Here is a 16622-nt window from a genome sequence, read left to right as displayed (position 1 = left end):
GCTGAAGGGGCGTCGCTTCAAGAGGTTTGGAAATGGCTGAACGTCTGAACAACGACTTCCAGTTCATCGAGGTCGGTCGCAAGGATCCGAAGAAGAAGCTGCTGCGCCAGCGCAAGAAGGAATTCGTCGAGATCCACGATCCCTTCAAGCCACAGCAGGCCGCCGAGCAGGCGCACCGCTGCCTGGGCTGCGGCAACCCCTATTGCGAATGGAAGTGCCCGGTGCACAACTTCATTCCCAACTGGCTCAAGTTGGTGTCCGAAGGCAACATCCTGGCGGCGGCGGAATTGTCGCACCAGACCAATACCCTGCCCGAGGTCTGTGGTCGCGTCTGCCCGCAGGATCGTCTCTGCGAGGGTGCCTGCACCCTCAACGACGGCTTCGGCGCGGTGACCATCGGTTCGGTGGAGAAATACATCACCGATACCGCCTTCGCCATGGGCTGGCGCCCGGACATGTCCAAGGTCAAGCCCACCGGCAAGCGCGTTGCCGTCATTGGCGCCGGTCCGGCCGGCCTGGGTTGTGCCGATATCCTGGTACGCAATGGCGTGACCCCGGTGGTGTTCGACAAGCACCCCGAGATCGGCGGCCTGCTGACCTTCGGCATTCCCGAGTTCAAGCTGGAGAAGACCGTGCTCAGCCGTCGCCGTGAGGTGTTCGGCGGCATGGGCGTGGAATTCCGCCTGAACACCGAGGTGGGCAAGGACGTGACCATGGAACAGCTGCTCGAGGAATTCGATGCGATCTTCCTCGGCATGGGCACCTACACCTACATGAAGGGTGGCTTCCCCGGAGAAGACCTGCCCGGCGTGCACGACGCCCTGGATTTCCTGGTGGCCAACGTCAACCGCAACCTGGGCTTCGAAAAGGATGCGGCCGACTTCGTCGACATGAAGGGCAAGCGCGTGGTGGTCCTGGGGGGCGGCGACACCGCCATGGACTGCAACCGTACCTCCATCCGCCAGGGCGCCAAGAGCGTGACCTGCGCCTACCGACGCGACGCCGCCAACATGCCGGGCTCGCGCAAGGAAGTGAAGAACGCCAAGGAAGAGGGCGTGAAGTTCCTCTTCAACCGCCAGCCTATCGCCATCATCGGTGAAGACAAGGTGGAAGGCGTCAAGGTAGTGGAGACCCGCCTGGGTGAGCCTGATGCCCGTGGTCGCCGTAGTCCTGAGCCAATTCCTGGTTCCGAGGAAGTCCTGCCGGCCGATGCAGTAGTCATCGCCTTTGGTTTCCGTCCAAGTCCCGCACCCTGGTTCGAGCAGTTCGGTATCGACCTCGACAGTCAGGGGCGCGTGGTGGCACCCGGCCTGGGCGAGTTCAAGCACCAGACCAGCAACCCGAAGATCTTCGCCGGTGGCGACATGGTGCGCGGTTCCGACCTGGTGGTGACCGCCATCTTCGAAGGACGCAACGCCGCCGAGGGCATCCTCGACTACCTGGGCGTCTAACGCTCGATGGCTGGACAGAAGCCGACCGGTGCCGAGCCGGTCGGCTTTTTTCTTGGGCGTCATCCAGGGACCGGGCTGCGTTCTGGTGCAGCGAGAGGTAGGAAGGGTGCTGCGTGGGCCGTGCCAGAGCGTTCGCCGCGCCCTGGCACAGGGTCTGCAAAGATCCCGGTTCTCTCCTCCGAGGTACTGCCATGAACAAGCCCGAAATGACCGCCGCCATTCTCGCTGCCAAGCAGCGCCTGGGCCTGAGTTGGGCCGCGATCGCCGCCAGCCTGGAAATGTCGCCGGTCTGGACCACCTCCGCCTGCCTGGGCATGAACAGCATGGCGCCCGAGGTAGCGGAGCGCCTGTGCCAGGTACTGGAATTGCCAGCCGAGGTGTCCCAGGCCCTGCAAGCCTTCCCGCACAAGCACTGGGACAAGGCCGTGCCGACCGATCCGCTGATCTATCGCTTCTACGAGATGATCAATGTCTACGGCGATACCATAAAAACCCTGATCCATGAAGAATTCGGCGACGGCATCATGAGCGCCATCGACTTCAGCATGGACATCTCGCGGGTGGCCGATCCCAAGGGCGACCGGGTGCAGATCGTGCTCAACGGTAAGTTCCTGCCCTACAAGAGCTGGTAAGCCGATCACCGCGATAGACAAAAGGCACGCCCCGGCGCCGTGCCTTTTGCCAGCCGCTTTGCGACAATGCCGGCACTTTTGCTGCCGGATGTCCTCATGACCGCCCTGAAGAACGACCGTTTCCTGCGTGCCCTGCTCAAGCAGCCGGTGGATGTCACCCCGGTGTGGATGATGCGCCAGGCCGGGCGTTACCTGCCTGAGTACCGCGCCAGCCGGGCCCGTGCCGGTGACTTCATGAGCCTGTGCAAGAACCCGCAGTTCGCCTGCGAGGTGACCCTGCAGCCGCTGGAACGCTACCCGCTGGACGCGGCCATCCTCTTCTCCGACATCCTCACCATCCCCGACGCCATGGGCCAGGGCCTGTACTTCGAAACCGGCGAAGGCCCGCGCTTTCGCAAGGTGATCGATACCCCGGCCGACATCGAGGCGCTGCCGATCCCCAATGCCGAAGCCGACCTGGGCTACGTGATGGACGCCGTTCGCACCATCCGTGCCGCTCTGGACGGCCGGGTACCGCTGATCGGCTTCTCCGGCAGCCCCTGGACCCTGGCGACTTACATGATCGAAGGCGGCTCCAGCAAGGACTTCCGCAAGGCCAAGGCCATGCTCTACGACACCCCCGCGGCCCTGCACCTGTTGCTGGACAAGCTGGCCCAGGCGGTCACCGCCTACCTGAATGGCCAGATCCGCGCTGGCGCCCAGGCAGTGCAGATCTTCGATACCTGGGGTGGCAACCTGTCCGCCGCGGCCTACCAGGAATTTTCCCTGGCCTATATGCGCAAGATCGTCGCCGGGCTGATCCGCGAGCACGAAGGACGCCGGGTGCCGGTGATCCTCTTCACCAAGAATGGGGGGCTTTGGCTGGAAAGCCTGGCCGACAGCGGCGCTGAGGCCCTGGGCCTGGACTGGACCTGCGATATCGGCGAAGCCCGCCGCCGCGTGGGTGGCAAGGTCGCCCTGCAGGGCAACATGGACCCCAGCGTGCTCTACGCCAAGCCGGCGGCCATTCGGGCCGAGGTGGGACGCATCCTGGAGAGCTATGGCCAGGGCAGCGGCCACGTCTTCAACCTCGGCCACGGTATCACCCCCGAGGTGGACCCGGCCCATGCCGGTGCCTTCATCGAAGCCGTACACGAGTTGTCTGGGCGCTACCACCAGGGCTGACTGTGCCGGGATCGGCCCAGCCGATCCCAAGTCGAGCGAGCGGGCTGCTGCCGGTTGCGGCATAGTCGGGGTTTTCCCGATGGAGCGCCGCCATGGCCCAGATGACCCCGGAAGACTTGCAGCAACTGGCCGAGGACGTACTCCAGGCCCATGGCTTCAGCCCGGCGCAGGGCGCTGCCATTGCTACCATGATGGTGGCCGGCCAGCGCGACGACTGCGCCTCCCACGGCATCTATCGGCTGCTGGGCATCGTCAAGACGCTCAAGGCCGGCAAGGTGGTGCCCGATGCCGAGCCAAGGGTAGAGGACCTGGCCCCGGCCATCGTCCGCGTCGATGCCGGTGGCGGCTTCTCCCCGTTGGCCTTCGCGGCGGGTCTGCCCCTGCTGGAGGCCAAGGCGCGGGCCTGCGGCCTAGCGGCCCTGGCGATCAACCGCTGCGTGCACTTTTCGGCGCTCTGGGTGGAAATGGAGGCCCTCACGGCCCGTGGCCTGGTCGCCCTGGCCTGCAATCCGACCCAGGCCTACGTCGCTCCGGCCGGAGGTCGTCGCCCCCTGTTCGGCACCAATCCCATCGCCTTCGGCTGGCCGCGACCGGAAGGTGTGCCCTTCGTCTTCGACTTCGCCACCAGCGCCGTGGCCCGTGGCGAGATCGAGCTGCATCGCCGTGCCGGCAAGGCCCTGCCGGAGGGCTGGGGCGTTGACGCCGAGGGCGCGCCAAGCAGCGATGCCCATACCGTGCTGGAGGAGGGCGCCATGCTCACCTTCGGCGGTCATAAGGGCTCGGCCTTGTCGGCCATGATCGAGTTGCTGGCCGGGCCGTTGATCGGTGATCTCACCAGCCCGGAGTCCTCCGACTTCGATGCGGGAGCCGGCGGGCTGCCCTATCACGGCGAACTCATCCTGGCCTTCGACCCCCAGCGCTTTCTCGGCGCTGCACTAGCCGACTATCAACAGCGCGCCGAGGCGCTATTCGCCGGTATCGAGGCCCAGGGTGCCCGGCTGCCGTCGCAGCGTCGCTACCAAGCGCGGGAACGCAATACCGCCCGCGGCTGGCTGGAGGTGCCGGACGAGTTGCTCGCCGAGGTCCGGACGCTGCTGCCGGACTGATCCGCCGCGCGATATGCATCACCTGTAGAGGACTGCGACAACGCGCCTCCTGAACCCCGTCGCAGGCTCAAGGTCCACGGCTGGCTACTATCGTGCCAGCCTGGATCTTCATGTACGCCGACGACACCGCCCGTCCCCATCACCGAGGCCTGCTCCTGTTGAGCATCACCCTCATGGTGCTGGTGTACTTCCTCGACAACCTCTCCATCGCCCTGGCCAATCGCTATGTCTACGGCGGCCTGGGTATCGACCAGCGCAGCTATAGCCTGGCCACCGCCTGCTACAGCGCGGCGGTCATCCTCACCAGCGCGCCGCACCAGTGGTTCGCCCAGCGCCTGGGCTATCGCAACCTGATCTTCGCGGCCGTCGGCATCCACCTGGTCGGCCAGGTGTTCTGCCTGATCGCCACCGACCTGCCGACCTTCATCGCCGGTCGTGTCCTGATGGGGGCTGGCGCCGCCACTTTCTTCGCCGGGGCGCGGGTGCTGGTGCAGATGTACTTCTCCGGGCCGCAGCTGCCGACCGGCATCCGCGCCTTCGCCTCGGGCGTACCCCTGGGCGGCGCCCTGGCCTCCTTCACCACCGCCGAATTGCTGGAAGGCCATCAGTGGCGCGCAATCTTCATGGTGCCGGCACTGGCCTGCCTGCTGGTGGCGGTGTGCGTCTGGCTGTCGCTGCCCCGCCGCTCCCATCCGCTGGAGAACTCCGGCGCGCCCTCGTTGCTGTCCATGGTGCTGCTGGCCGGTGGCAGCCTGTTGCTCACCATCACCACCCAGCGGCTGGCCTTCGACTTCTTCAGCGATGGGCCGCGGCTGGCCCTGGAGCTGCTGGCTGGGGTAGCCATCCTCGGGCTCTACATCTATTACGAGCGGGGCCTGGCGCGGCCGACCCTGGACTTCAGGCACGCCATCACGCCGGGCTTCCTCGCCGGCATGCTGTTCATGATGCTCAACTACTTCCTGCTTGGCGCCTACAACTTCATCATCCCCCAGTACGTGGTCAATGCCCTGCAGGTGCCGGTCTATACCGCGGGCGGGGTCATGGCGCTCGGCTGGCTGTGCGGCCTGGCGCCGCTGCTGATGATCACCTCGGTGCGGCTGCGCGAGCGCTTTCCCTGGGGTGGTTTTCGCAAGTACCTCGTGGCCGGCTATCTGCTGCTGGCCGGCTACGGCTTCTGGATGGTGCGCCAGCATGCCGATGTGCCCCTTTATCAGCAATTGGTACCGGGCCTGATGATGCACGGCACCTACCTGATCGGCACCTTCGCGGTGATCATCATGTACACCTTCATGCGCGTCGAACCGGCCTATTTCAGTCAGGCCTACCAGATCAAGAACATGACCCAGCAACTGGTCATGCCCCTGGGCATCGTGCTGTCCAATGTCTTCCTGCAGTGGCGCGATGCCTTCCATGCCACGGTGCTCGGCGCCGCGGTCACGCCCTATGCCCAGACCTACCAGGCCTATGGCGAGCGCTATCGGCAGGCCATCGGTGCGGACAACGTCCTGGCCCAGATCTCCAGCCTGGTCACCCGCCAGAGCCAGGTGCTGGGTTATCTCGACTACTTTTGGCTGGTCGGTTGGATCGGCTTGGCGCTGGCCGTCTACATGGCCCTGCAACGACATTTCCGCTAGCGGCCGCTGATCGTCAGGCCTTAAGCCGACGTTCAGCGAGCGGCCACCATACTGCTGACCCCTGCCGGTAGTGCCAGTCGCCGGCAGACGGCGCCGGTCGGCCGCGCCCCAGTCGGTCCGGAGCTTGCATTGCTGGGCTGTCGGGCTTTGTGGAACAATGCGGGCAACGACATTTTTCAAGGGTGGCAGCCGTGATCGATGCTGATGGTTTTCGCCCCAATGTCGGCATCATTCTCGCCAATGATGCCGGCCAAGTACTGTGGGCCCGCCGGATCAACCAGGATGCCTGGCAGTTCCCCCAGGGTGGGATCGATGACCGGGAGACGCCCGAAGAGGCGCTGTACCGGGAGCTGAACGAAGAGGTAGGGCTGAGCCCTGACGACGTCCGTATCCTGGCCTGTACCCGGGGCTGGCTGCGCTATCGTCTGCCGCAGCGCATGGTGCGCACGCACAGCCGGCCGCTGTGCATCGGTCAGAAGCAGAAGTGGTTCCTGCTGCGGCTGACGGCGGAAGAGCAGCGCGTGCGGATGGACGTGACGGGCAAGCCGGAATTCGATGGCTGGCGCTGGGTGAGCTACTGGTACCCCTTGGGCCAGGTGGTGACCTTCAAGCGAGAGGTCTATCGGCGGGCGCTCAAGGAGTTGGCACCCCGCTTGCTGGCCTGATTACCGGCTTGGCCGGTGCGAAAGAGGTGAGGAGAAGCTGTGGTCATGCAGGATGAACGACACGTGATGCACGCCGGCGGGCTCGCCGGGCGTCGACTGCGGAGGCGCTAGATGCTTGCAGTTCTGCGCAAGATCGTCCAGGAGGTAAATGCCGCCAAGGATCTGGGGTCGGCACTGTCCATCATCGTGCAGCGCGTCCGCGCAGCCATGCAGTCCCAGGTCTGCTCCGTCTATCTGCTGGACCCGGACACCAACCGTTTCGTGCTCATGGCCACCGAAGGCCTGAACAAGAAGTCCATCGGCCGGGTCAGCATGGCCCCCAACGAAGGCCTGGTCGGCCTGGTTGGCACCCGCGAAGAGCCGCTCAATCTCGAAGACGCCGCCAGCCATCCCCGTTTCCGCTATTTCGCCGAGACCGGTGAGGAACGCTATGCGTCTTTCCTCGGTGCCCCGATCATCCACCATCGACGCGTCATGGGCGTGCTGGTGGTGCAGCAGAAGGAACGCCGTCAGTTCGACGAGGGCGAGGAAGCCTTCCTGGTCACCATGAGCGCCCAGCTCGCCGGGGTGATCGCCCACGCCGAGGCCACCGGGACCATCCGTGGCCTGGATCGGCAGGGCAAGGGCATCCAGGAAGCCCGTTTCGTCGGCATTCCCGGTTCGCCCGGCGTTGGCGTCGGCAAGGCCGTGGTGGTCTTGCCACCTGCCGATCTGGAAGTGGTGCCCGACAAGACCGTCACCGACATCGAGGCGGAGCTGCAGCTGTTCCGCTCCGCCCTCGAGGGCGTGCGGGCGGATATGAAGGCGCTGTCGAAGCGGCTGTCCACCCAGTTGCGCAAGGAAGAGCGGGCGCTGTTCGACGTCTACCTGATGATGCTCGACGACGCCGCCCTCGGTAACGAGGTGACCACCATCATCAAGGGCGGCCAGTGGGCCCAGGGCGCCCTGCGCCAGGTGGTGATGGAGCACGTCCAGCGCTTCGAGCTGATGGACGACGCCTACCTGCGCGAACGGGCCGCCGACGTGCGCGACCTGGGGCGCCGGCTGCTTGCCTATCTGCAACAGGCCCACCAGGCCTGCCTGATCTATCCGGAAAACACCATCCTGGTCAGCGAGGAGCTCTCGCCGACCATGCTCGGCGAGGTGCCCGAAGGGCGTCTGGTCGGTCTCATCTCGGTATTGGGGTCGGGCAACTCCCACGTCGCCATCCTCGCTCGCGCCATGGGTATCCCCACGGTGATGGGCGCGGTGGACCTGCCGTACTCCAAGGTCGATGGCATCGACCTCATCGTCGACGGCTACCACGGCGAGATCTTCACCAACCCCTCGCCGACGCTGATCAAGCAGTACGGCGATGTGGTGGAAGAGGAGCGCCAGTTGACCCAGGGCCTCGACGCCCTGCGCAGCCTGCCCTGCGAGACCCTCGACGGTCACCGCATGCCGCTGTGGGTCAACACCGGCCTGATGGCCGACGTGGCTCGCGCCCAGCAGCGGGGCGCCGAAGGGGTGGGGCTGTATCGCACCGAAGTCCCCTTCATGGTCAACGAGCGCTTCCCCAGCGAGAAGGAGCAGCTCTCGATCTATCGCGAGCAGCTGGCGGCCTTCCATCCGGCGCCGGTGACCATGCGCACCCTGGACATCGGCGGTGACAAGGCGCTGTCCTATTTCCCGATCAAGGAAGACAACCCCTTCCTGGGCTGGCGCGGTATCCGCGTCACCCTGGATCATCCGGAGATCTTCCTGGTGCAGACCCGCGCCATGCTCAAGGCCAGCGAGGGGCTGAACAACCTGCGCATCATGCTGCCGATGATCTCCGGCGTGCACGAGGTGGAGGAATCCCAGCACCTGTTGCACCGCGCCTGGTGCGAGGTGCGTGACGAAGGCGTCGACATTCCCATGCCGCCCGTGGGTGTCATGGTCGAGGTGCCTTCGGCGGTCTACCAGGCTCGTGATCTGGCGCGCCAGGTGGACTTCATCTCGGTGGGCTCCAACGACCTGACCCAGTACCTGCTGGCGGTGGATCGCAACAACCCGCGGGTGGCCGACCTCTACGACTACTTCCACCCAGCGGTGCTGCAGGCGCTGCAACAGGTGGTGGATGGGGCCCATGCCGAAGGGGTACCGGTGAGCATCTGCGGCGAGATGGCCGGTGATCCGGCGGCGGCGGTGCTGCTCATGGGCATGGGCTTCGACACCCTGTCGATGAACGCCACCAACCTGCCCAAGGTGAAGTGGCTGCTGCGCCAGGTCACCCTGGAAAAGGCCCAGGAGCTGGTGCAGCAGATGCGCCAGATCGACAACCCCCAGGTGATCCACAGTGCCCTGCACCTGGCCCTGCGTAACCTCGGCCTGGGTCGGGTGATCAATCCGGCCGCCAGCGTCCAGAGCTGAGCGTGCCGGGCGGGGCCTTCGCTTCCCGCCCGGCAGGTAGCGGCGTACCATGCCGCTTCTTGCGCCCGAGGTGATGATGGATCTCTTGCTCTTCCTAGTTCTCGGCGCTTGCGCCGGGGTACTGGCCGGACTGTTCGGGGTCGGCGGCGGCCTGATCATCGTGCCGGTGCTGGTCTACAGCTTCACCGCCAAGGGGCTCGATCCGGACATCCTTACCCACCTGGCGGTGGGCACCTCGCTGGCTACCATCGTCTTCACCTCGCTCAACTCGGTCTGGGCCCACCATCGCCTGGGCGCAGTCCGCTGGCGGCTGTTCGCCTGGATGACGCTGGGCATCGTCGGCGGCAGTGCGCTGGGCGCCGTCACGGCGGCTGCCATCCATGGTCAGCTGCTACAGAAGATCATCGGCACCTTCGCCATCCTGATCGCCATCCTGATCGCCATCCAGCTGGCCCTGGACCTGCGGCCCAAGGCCCAGGCCGGTGAGCCGGGCAAGCCGGCGCTGACGGTAGCGGGCGTGGTGATCGGCTGGGCCTCGGCCATCTTCGGCATCGGCGGCGGCTCGCTCACCGTGCCCTTCCTGGTCTGGCGCAGCCTGACGATGCAGCAGGCGGTGGCCACCTCGGCGGCCTGTGGCCTGCCCATTGCCCTGTCCGGAGCGCTTTCCTTCATCCTCGTCGGTTGGCAGGAGCCGGGCCTGCCCGCCTGGAGCCTGGGCTACGTCTATCTGCCGGCGTTGCTGGGTATCGCCCTGACCAGCATGTTCTTCGCCCGCTTCGGTGCCCGGCTGGCCCATCGCCTGTCACCGCGGCTGCTCAAGCGGCTGTTCGCCCTGCTGCTGTTCGGCGTCGGGCTCAACTTCTTACTCTGATCCCCCATCAAGGAGGCACCATGCTGCCGTATCCGCAAATAGACCCGGTGGCCCTGTCACTGGGCCCGCTGAAGATCCACTGGTACGGCCTCATGTACCTCGTGGGGATCGGCGGCGCCTGGTGGTTGGCCAAGCGCCGGCTGAATCGCTTCGATCCGCGCTGGACCAGCGAGACCCTGTCCGACCTGGTGTTCTGGGTGGCGCTGGGGGTCATCGCCGGCGGGCGCTTGGGCTATGTGCTGTTCTACAACCTGGCGGAATACATCGCCAATCCGACGCTGATCTTCGAGGTCTGGAAGGGCGGCATGTCCTTCCACGGTGGTCTGCTCGGAGTGATCCTGGCGGTCTGGTGGTTCGGCAAGCGCCACAACAAGGGCTTCTTCGAGCTGATGGACTTCATCGCCCCGCTGGTGCCCATCGGCCTCGGCGCCGGCCGCATCGGCAACTTCATCAACGCCGAACTCTGGGGCAAGCCCACCGACGTGCCCTGGGCGATGATCTTCCCGCCCTACAGCGATCCGGCCCAGCTGCCGCGCCACCCGTCGCAGCTCTACCAGTTCGCCCTGGAAGGCGTAGCGCTGTTCGTCATCCTCTGGCTCTACTCGCGCAAGCCGCGGCCGACCATGGCCGTCTCCGGCCTGTTCGTGCTCTGCTATGGCATCTTCCGCTTCATCGTCGAATTCGTCCGGGTGCCGGATGCGCAACTCGGCTATCTGGCTTGGGGCTGGCTGACCATGGGCCAGGTGCTCTGCGTGCCCATGGTGCTGGGCGGTGTGGCCTTGATGGTCTATGCCTATCGCCGGGCGCCGCAGCCGGTCGTCCGCGCCGAATGACGTCTGGGGCCCGCCCGCATGACAAGTGCGGGCGGCCTGTTATAGTTCAGGAACCACCAATCTTCTTCGCGCAAGGGATCAGCCGTATGAATCCGTTCCGTAGCCTGGCTGCCGTGCTGGCCTTGGCCCTGACCTTCCAGGCCTTGCCGGTGCAGGCGCAACAGGCTCAGGGTGAAATCACCGAGTACCAGACCGCGGACCAGGCCTTCGGTGAAGCCCAGGCGCCCGAGGCCTTCTCGATGATCGGCGATCTGCTGATCGCGCGGCCACTGCTGATCGCCGCCACCGTGATCGGGGCCGGTGCGTTCGTGATCAGCCTGCCGTTCACCGCCGCAGGCGGCAATGTCGGCAAGGCCGGCAAGGCGCTGGTGGTCGAACCAGGCAAGGCAGCCTTCGTCCGCTGCCTGGGTTGCACCCAGAGCGGCTACGGCCGTACGGAATAGCGGTGCTAGCGGTCGGACTCAGGCCTGGCCGCTGATCTTCAGGTACTTCTCGTGCAATTGCTCCTTTGTCTCGACGTGGTTCTCGTCGAGGGGGATGCAGTCCACCGGGCAGACCTGCTGGCACTGGGGTTCGTCGTAGTGGCCCACGCACTCGGTGCACAGGTTCGGATCGATCACGTAGATCTCCGCACCCTGGGAGATGGCGCCGTTCGGGCACTCGGGCTCGCACACGTCGCAGTTGATGCAATCGTCGGTAATGATGAGGGACATCGTCGGCTCCTCGCCACACGGCTGCGCGGCGATCCAAAAGTCAGGCGCGCATTTTGCCCCATCCGCGCGCCGGCTGCACCCGACAGTCCTTGGGGTTAATCAGCCTGCCGACGGAAAACGCTCCAGCAGCGCCTGGTGCACGGTGGGGTGGACGAACTTGGTCACGTCGCCGCCGAGGGCCGCGATCTCCCGCACCAGGGTGGAGGAGAGGTAGGAGTAGTGCTCCGAGGGGGTGAGGAACATGCTCTCCGCCTGGGGCGCCAGAACGCGATTCATGTTGGCCAGCTGGAATTCGAATTCGAAATCCGACACCGCGCGCAGGCCGCGCAGGATGATGGTCGCCTTCTGCTGCTCCACCAGCTTGGCCAGCAGGCAGCTGAAGCCGATCACCTCGACGTTGGGCAGGTGCGCCGTCACCGCCTTGGCCAGCTCCACGCGCCGCTCCAGGGGAAACAGCGGATTCTTCTTGGGGCTGGCGGCTACCGCCACCACGACTTCATCGAACAGCCGCGAGGCGCGCTCCACCAGATCGCCATGGCCCTTGGTGATGGGGTCGAAGGTGCCGGGGTATAGCACTCGGTTCATGACGCTGTCCTTGGGGGCGAAGCTGTTGGGGCTTGGATGGTAGCTCAGGGGCGGGGTGGGGCCAAGGCGAGGAGGGGCGGGATGGCGGCGCCGTGGGCGTTTATCGGCCGGATGGCGATGCCAGCTGGCTGACCAGCCAGTCGGGGATGCGCCTTTCCAGATAGTAGTCGGGCTGGCGAAAGGAACCGCCGACGAAGCCCACATGGCCACCATGGGGCAGGCGCTCGAAGAGGGTGCCCGGTGCCAGTTCGGCCCGCGCCGGGAGGGCGTCGGTGCCGATGAAGGGGTCGTCCTCGGCCTGGATCAACAGGGTGGGGATGCGAATGCCGCCCAGGTAGTAGCGACTGGAGGCCTGGCGATAGTAGTCCCGGGCGTCGTGGAAGCCGTGCAGCGGCGCGGTGTATCTGTCGTCGAAATCCCAGAAGGTCTTCAGCCCCTCGGGCGGACCCAGGCGGGCGAGGGTCTCGTGCTGCTCGGGATGGCGTTCGCGATCGAACAGTGCCTGTTTTTCGCGTACGTAGCGGGCCAGTTCGCGGATGAAGTGTCGCTGGTAGATGCGCGAGAAGCCGATGCCGATGCGGTCGGCGCAGAGATCCAGACGAAAGGGCACCGAGACCGCGGCAGCGGCGCGCAGGCCGCTGTCTTCGCCGCGCTCGCCCAGGTACTTGAGCAGCACGTTGCCGCCCAGAGAGAAGCCGACGGCGAACAGCGGGGCGTCCGGGCGACTGGCCCTTAGATGGCGGACCACCGCGGCCAGGTCGTCGCTGACGCCGGAGTGATAGCCGCGCGGCAGGCGATTGGGTTCGCCGGAGCAGCCGCGCCAGTTGAGGCCGACACTGGCCCAGCCGCGGGCGGCGAGGGCGAATTGCAGGCCGAGCACATAGTGGGAGCCTGAGCTGCCGGTGAGGCCATGGGCGATCAGTACCAGCGGCGCGCGCGGATCTTCGGCGTGGTACCAGTCCAGGTCGAGGAAATCGCCATCCTCCAGCCACAGCCGTTCCCGCGGCCGGGTGATGGGCGGCAGGCGGCGCCACAGCGAGCCCCAGAGGGTCTGCAGGTGCGGGCCGGGCAACCAGCGCGCCGGGCGAAAGGGAGCACTGTTCACGCTTGGCGATGCCAGAGGGCGTAGTGGACGTTGCCGGTCTTCTTCTCGCGGTGCAGCTGCCAGGTCGCGGGCAGGGTCAGGCGCGAGGGCTGGGTCTCGCTCTCGGTGTAGATCCAGGTGTCCGCGGCCAGCCAGCCCTGGGTTTCCAGGGCCGCGCAGGCCGGCTCCAGCAGGTCCTTGCCAAAGGGCGGATCGAGAAACACCAGGTCGAAGGGCGTCTCCGCCGGCCTGGACAGGGCTTGCAGGGCGTCGGTCTGGAGCACCTCGGCATGGGTGCAGCCAAGGGTCTGCAGGTGGCCGCGCAGGGCATTGGCCGCCTGGGCGTTGAGGTCGAAGGCCAGCGCCTGGCTGGCGCCGCGGGACAGGGCTTCCAGCAGCAAGGCGCCGCTGCCGGCGAAGGGGTCGAGCACCCGGGCGCCCGGGGTCACGGCGGCCAGCCAGTTGAACAGCGTCTCGCGGACCCGGTCCGGCGTGGGCCTCAGGCCCAGGGCGTCGGGAAAGACGAAGCGCCGGCTGCGCCAGTCGCCACCGATGATGCGCAGTTGGTTGGCGGTCTTCTGGGCCATGTCAGTGCTCCGGGACGCCGCTGGGCGGCAGTGAGGTGAGGGGACGTGGTGGCGGCAGGGGCTGCTGGGCGACGTTGGGGCCGGCGGTGACCACGACGAACTTCGCCGGGTCCAGGTGCCGCTGCAGGGCATCACGCACCTGCTCGACGGTGAGGGCGCGGACCTGCTGGAGGAAGTCGTCGAGGTAGCTGCTGGGCAGGTCGTAGAAGCCGATGTTGCCCAGTTGGGCGACGATGGCGCCGTTGCTGGCGTTGGCCAGCGGGAAACTGCCTTCGATCTGGCGCTTGGCGCGATCCAGCTCGGCCTGGGTGGGACCCTGGGCCCGGTAATCACGCAGCAGGTCGAGGACCAGGGCGAGGGTGGCAGCGCCCAGTTCGGCGCGGGTCTGCAGGCCGAGGGTGAAGGGGCCTGGCTGGCGCATGGGGGTGAAGCCCGAGCTGACCCCATAGGTGAGACCGCGACGTTCGCGCAGCTCGGTCATCAGGCGGCTGCCGAAGCCACCGCCACCGAGGATTTGGTTGCCGACGAACAGGGCGGCGTAGTCGGGATCGCTCCGGGTGATGCCGAGTTGACCGAGCAGCAGGCGCGTCTGCTGGGCGGGAATCTCTAGGTGCACGACCGCCGGCGCGGCGGGACGCGGAGCGGGTAGTGGCGGCAGGGCAGGGCCTGGGGGCAGGGCGCGGGACAGCTGGGCGGCGATGCGCTCGGCGCGGGCTCGATCCAGGTCGCCGGTGATGGCGATCACCGCATTGCCGGCGGCATAGGCACGGGTATGGAAAGCCCGCAGGGCGGTCGCGTCGAGGTGCGCCAGGCCCGCTGCGGTGCCACGGGGCGAATGGGCATAGGGGTGGGTGCCGTAGAGCCGTTCCTGCAGGGCTTCGCCGGCCAGGCTGGCCGGTTCACGGCGGCTGGCGGCGATCAGGGTCAGCAACTGGTCGCGGATGCGCTGGATGGCCTCGGCGGGGAAGGTCGGGTGGCCGACCACCTCGGCGAGCAGCGCCAGGGCCGGTTCGCTATGGGCGGGATCGGCGAGGGTGCGCAGCCCGGCCACCGCCTGGTCACGATAGGCGCCGTTGCTGAAGTCGGCGCCCAGGCGCTCGAAGCCATCGGCGATGGCACCGGCATCGCGTCCCGGCGTGCCTTCGTTGAGCAGGCCGTTGGTCAGCATGGCCAGGCCCGGGGTGGCGCCGTCCTGGCTGCTGCCGGCAGCGAAGATCAGGCGCACGTCGAACATCGGCAATTCCGGCGCCGGCACGAACAGTACCTGGGCGCCCTCGGCGGTGCGCCAGCGCTGGATGTCCAGCTGGCGGCCGAGAGGCGGGGCGTCCTTGAGCGTCTTCAGGCTGTCCACGGTGGGATAGGCGCGGGCCAGGTCGCCGACCGGTGATGGGGTCTGGCAACCGGCGAGCAAGCACAGCGAGAGGCAGAGCAGGCGTTTCATCGTTGGGTCTCCGCGGCGGCGGGGCGCAACTGGGCAAGGGTCAGCCGCTCGCGGGTGAAATAGGTGCGGGCCACGCGACGGAGGTCGTCGGGAGTGACCTTGCTCAGTTCGTCTAGCAGGAGCTCACCCTGGCGCCAACCGAGGCCGACGCTTTCCAGCTGGCCGATGCTGCTGGCCTGGGCGGTGATGGAGTCGCGGCCGTAGACCAGGCCAGCCACCAGCAGGGCGCGGACCCGGGCCAGCTCTTCCGTGCTGGGCGGCTCGCGCTTGAGCAGGTCCAACTGCTCCCAGAAGGCCGCTTCCAGCTGTTCGAGGGTCTTGCCACGCGGGGTGTTGGGGGTGCCGCTGAGCAGGAAGAGGCTATCGCCACGGGTGTAGGAGCCATAGGCCGCGCGCACGCTGCTGGCCACTTCCTGGCCGCGCTCGAGACGACTGGGCAGGCGCGCGCCCGAGCCGCCGCTGAGCAGGGCGGCCAGCAACTGCAGGGCATAGGAGTCACGTGGCTGGGCCGCAGTGGCCAGGCTCGGCACGTTGAACCCCATCAACAGGCTGGGTACCTCGCGGGCCTGCAAGGCCAGGCGACGCTCACCCGGCGCTGGCAATTCCAGCGGTCGCCGAGGCGCGGGCAGGTCGCTGCGGGGAATGCCGCCGAACCAGCGCTGTACCTCGGCGCGGATCGCCTGGGGCTCGACATCGCCGACCACCACCAGGGTGGCGTTGTTGGGGGCGTACCAGGTCTGGTACCAGCGGCGGAGATCGTCCACGCTCAGGCGTTGCAGATCCTGGGGCCAGCCGATGGTGGGATTGCGATAGCCACTGGCCGGATAGGCCGCCGCCTTGAATCTTTCGAAGGACAGCGCCTCAGGGCGGTCATCGGTGCGCAGCCGGCGTTCTTCCTTGATGACTTCCAGTTCGCGAGTGACCTCGTCCGGCGCCAGGCGCAGGTGCTGCATGCGATCGGCTTCCAGCTCCAGGGCGATCGGCAAGCGGTCGCGCGCCAGCAACTGGTAGTAGACGGTGTAGTCGTCGGTGGTGAAGGCGTTTTCCTCGGCGCCCAGGTCGCGCAGGAGGTGCGAGGCCTCGCCGGCACCAAGCTTGCGGCTGCCCTTGAACATCAGGTGTTCCAGCGCGTGGGACAGCCCGGTCGCGCCGGGCGCCTCCAGGCTCGAGCCCACGCGGTACCAGAGTTGCACCACGGCCACCGGCGCCCGGTGATCTTCGCGGACCACCAGTTTCAGGCCGTTGTCGAGGGTGAATTCCTGGGTGTTCTGCCGGCCGGCGTCGGCCGGGGCGACAGTGGGAAGCAGGCAGAGCAGGCCGATCAGGGTGGCGCGCAGGGAGCGGTAGGCGGGCATCGCGAGAGCAGGCCTTGGGACGCGGTGGGAAACGAAGCGCGGGCGTCCTGGGGACGGCCGCGCGTTTTTCGCCGACGGGGAGGTCTTCCGCCCGGCAGGCTGCTAGGATA

At 66.9% G+C, this 16622-nt stretch carries 16 protein-coding genes; 10 read left to right on the top strand and 6 right to left on the bottom strand.

Features of this window, described 5'->3' with window-relative positions; genetic code table 11:
• Positions 1-32: 32 nt before the first annotated feature.
• The 10 genes from RND78_RS06605 to RND78_RS06560 all read left to right on the top strand — a co-directional run bounded on the left by RND78_RS06605 (position 33) and on the right by RND78_RS06560 (position 11190).
• The gene (locus RND78_RS06605; protein ID WP_312726993.1) at positions 33-1451 is read left to right on the top strand and encodes an FAD-dependent oxidoreductase; all 1419 of its coding nucleotides are present in this window, start codon (positions 33-35) and stop codon (positions 1449-1451) included.
• Positions 1452-1642: 191 nt separating this feature from the next.
• On the top strand, positions 1643-2083 hold the full coding sequence (gene cynS, locus RND78_RS06600) for a cyanase (RefSeq protein WP_058773824.1): 441 nt from the start codon (positions 1643-1645) through the stop codon (positions 2081-2083).
• A gap of 96 nt (positions 2084-2179) precedes the next feature.
• The gene (gene hemE / locus RND78_RS06595) at positions 2180-3247 is read left to right on the top strand and encodes a uroporphyrinogen decarboxylase (RefSeq protein ID WP_312726987.1); all 1068 of its coding nucleotides are present in this window, start codon (positions 2180-2182) and stop codon (positions 3245-3247) included.
• A 92-nt stretch (positions 3248-3339) separates the two neighbouring features.
• Positions 3340-4353, top strand: a complete 1014-nt coding sequence (locus RND78_RS06590; protein WP_312726985.1) for an Ldh family oxidoreductase — start codon at positions 3340-3342, stop codon at positions 4351-4353.
• A gap of 110 nt (positions 4354-4463) precedes the next feature.
• Positions 4464-5987: an MFS transporter gene (locus tag RND78_RS06585; RefSeq protein WP_312726984.1), complete on the top strand. Its 1524-nt coding sequence runs from the start codon at positions 4464-4466 to the stop codon at positions 5985-5987.
• Positions 5988-6178: 191 nt separating this feature from the next.
• On the top strand, positions 6179-6652 hold the full coding sequence (locus tag RND78_RS06580) for an RNA pyrophosphohydrolase (protein WP_007161635.1): 474 nt from the start codon (positions 6179-6181) through the stop codon (positions 6650-6652).
• A 111-nt stretch (positions 6653-6763) separates the two neighbouring features.
• Positions 6764-9043 (top strand): phosphoenolpyruvate--protein phosphotransferase, encoded by a 2280-nt coding sequence (gene ptsP / locus RND78_RS06575; RefSeq protein ID WP_312726981.1) that lies wholly within the window; start codon positions 6764-6766, stop codon positions 9041-9043.
• A 76-nt stretch (positions 9044-9119) separates the two neighbouring features.
• On the top strand, positions 9120-9914 hold the full coding sequence (locus RND78_RS06570) for a sulfite exporter TauE/SafE family protein (protein WP_312727285.1): 795 nt from the start codon (positions 9120-9122) through the stop codon (positions 9912-9914).
• Between the two features lie 20 nt (positions 9915-9934).
• Positions 9935-10747, top strand: coding sequence for a prolipoprotein diacylglyceryl transferase (gene lgt, locus RND78_RS06565; protein ID WP_280308684.1), 813 nt, complete (start codon positions 9935-9937; stop codon positions 10745-10747).
• 86 nt (positions 10748-10833) lie between these two features.
• Entirely contained in the window at positions 10834-11190 is a 357-nt protein-coding gene (locus RND78_RS06560) for a multidrug transporter (protein WP_312726976.1), read from the top strand.
• Positions 11191-11208: 18 nt separating this feature from the next.
• On the opposite strand, the gene RND78_RS06555 is transcribed toward RND78_RS06560, so the two are convergent.
• The 6 genes from RND78_RS06555 to RND78_RS06530 all read right to left on the bottom strand — a co-directional run bounded on the left by RND78_RS06555 (position 11209) and on the right by RND78_RS06530 (position 16512).
• On the bottom strand, positions 11209-11460 hold the full coding sequence (locus tag RND78_RS06555; protein ID WP_058762937.1) for a YfhL family 4Fe-4S dicluster ferredoxin: 252 nt from the start codon (positions 11458-11460) through the stop codon (positions 11209-11211).
• A 99-nt stretch (positions 11461-11559) separates the two neighbouring features.
• Positions 11560-12045, bottom strand: coding sequence for a pantetheine-phosphate adenylyltransferase (gene coaD, locus RND78_RS06550; protein ID WP_312726971.1), 486 nt, complete (start codon positions 12043-12045; stop codon positions 11560-11562).
• Positions 12046-12145: 100 nt separating this feature from the next.
• Complete coding sequence (locus RND78_RS06545) at positions 12146-13150, bottom strand: hydrolase (protein ID WP_312726969.1); 1005 nt, start codon at positions 13148-13150, stop codon at positions 12146-12148.
• Positions 13147-13716, bottom strand: coding sequence for a 16S rRNA (guanine(966)-N(2))-methyltransferase RsmD (gene rsmD / locus RND78_RS06540; protein ID WP_312726966.1), 570 nt, complete (start codon positions 13714-13716; stop codon positions 13147-13149). Before rsmD ends, RND78_RS06545 begins: the two co-directional genes overlap by 4 nt.
• Position 13717: 1 nt before the next feature.
• Complete coding sequence (locus RND78_RS06535; protein WP_312726965.1) at positions 13718-15157, bottom strand: pitrilysin family protein; 1440 nt, start codon at positions 15155-15157, stop codon at positions 13718-13720.
• On the bottom strand, positions 15154-16512 hold the full coding sequence (locus RND78_RS06530; RefSeq protein WP_312726963.1) for a pitrilysin family protein: 1359 nt from the start codon (positions 16510-16512) through the stop codon (positions 15154-15156). The genes RND78_RS06535 and RND78_RS06530 overlap by 4 nt, the downstream gene beginning before the upstream one ends.
• Between the last annotated feature and the right edge of the window lie 110 nt (positions 16513-16622).

Origin of the sequence: Pseudomonas oryzihabitans (assembly GCF_032027545.1) — a bacterium.
GTDB lineage: Bacteria > Pseudomonadota > Gammaproteobacteria > Pseudomonadales > Pseudomonadaceae > Chryseomonas > Chryseomonas oryzihabitans_F.
Note: the sequence above shows the minus strand (reverse complement) of the source record. Positions and strands in the feature narration are given on the sequence as shown.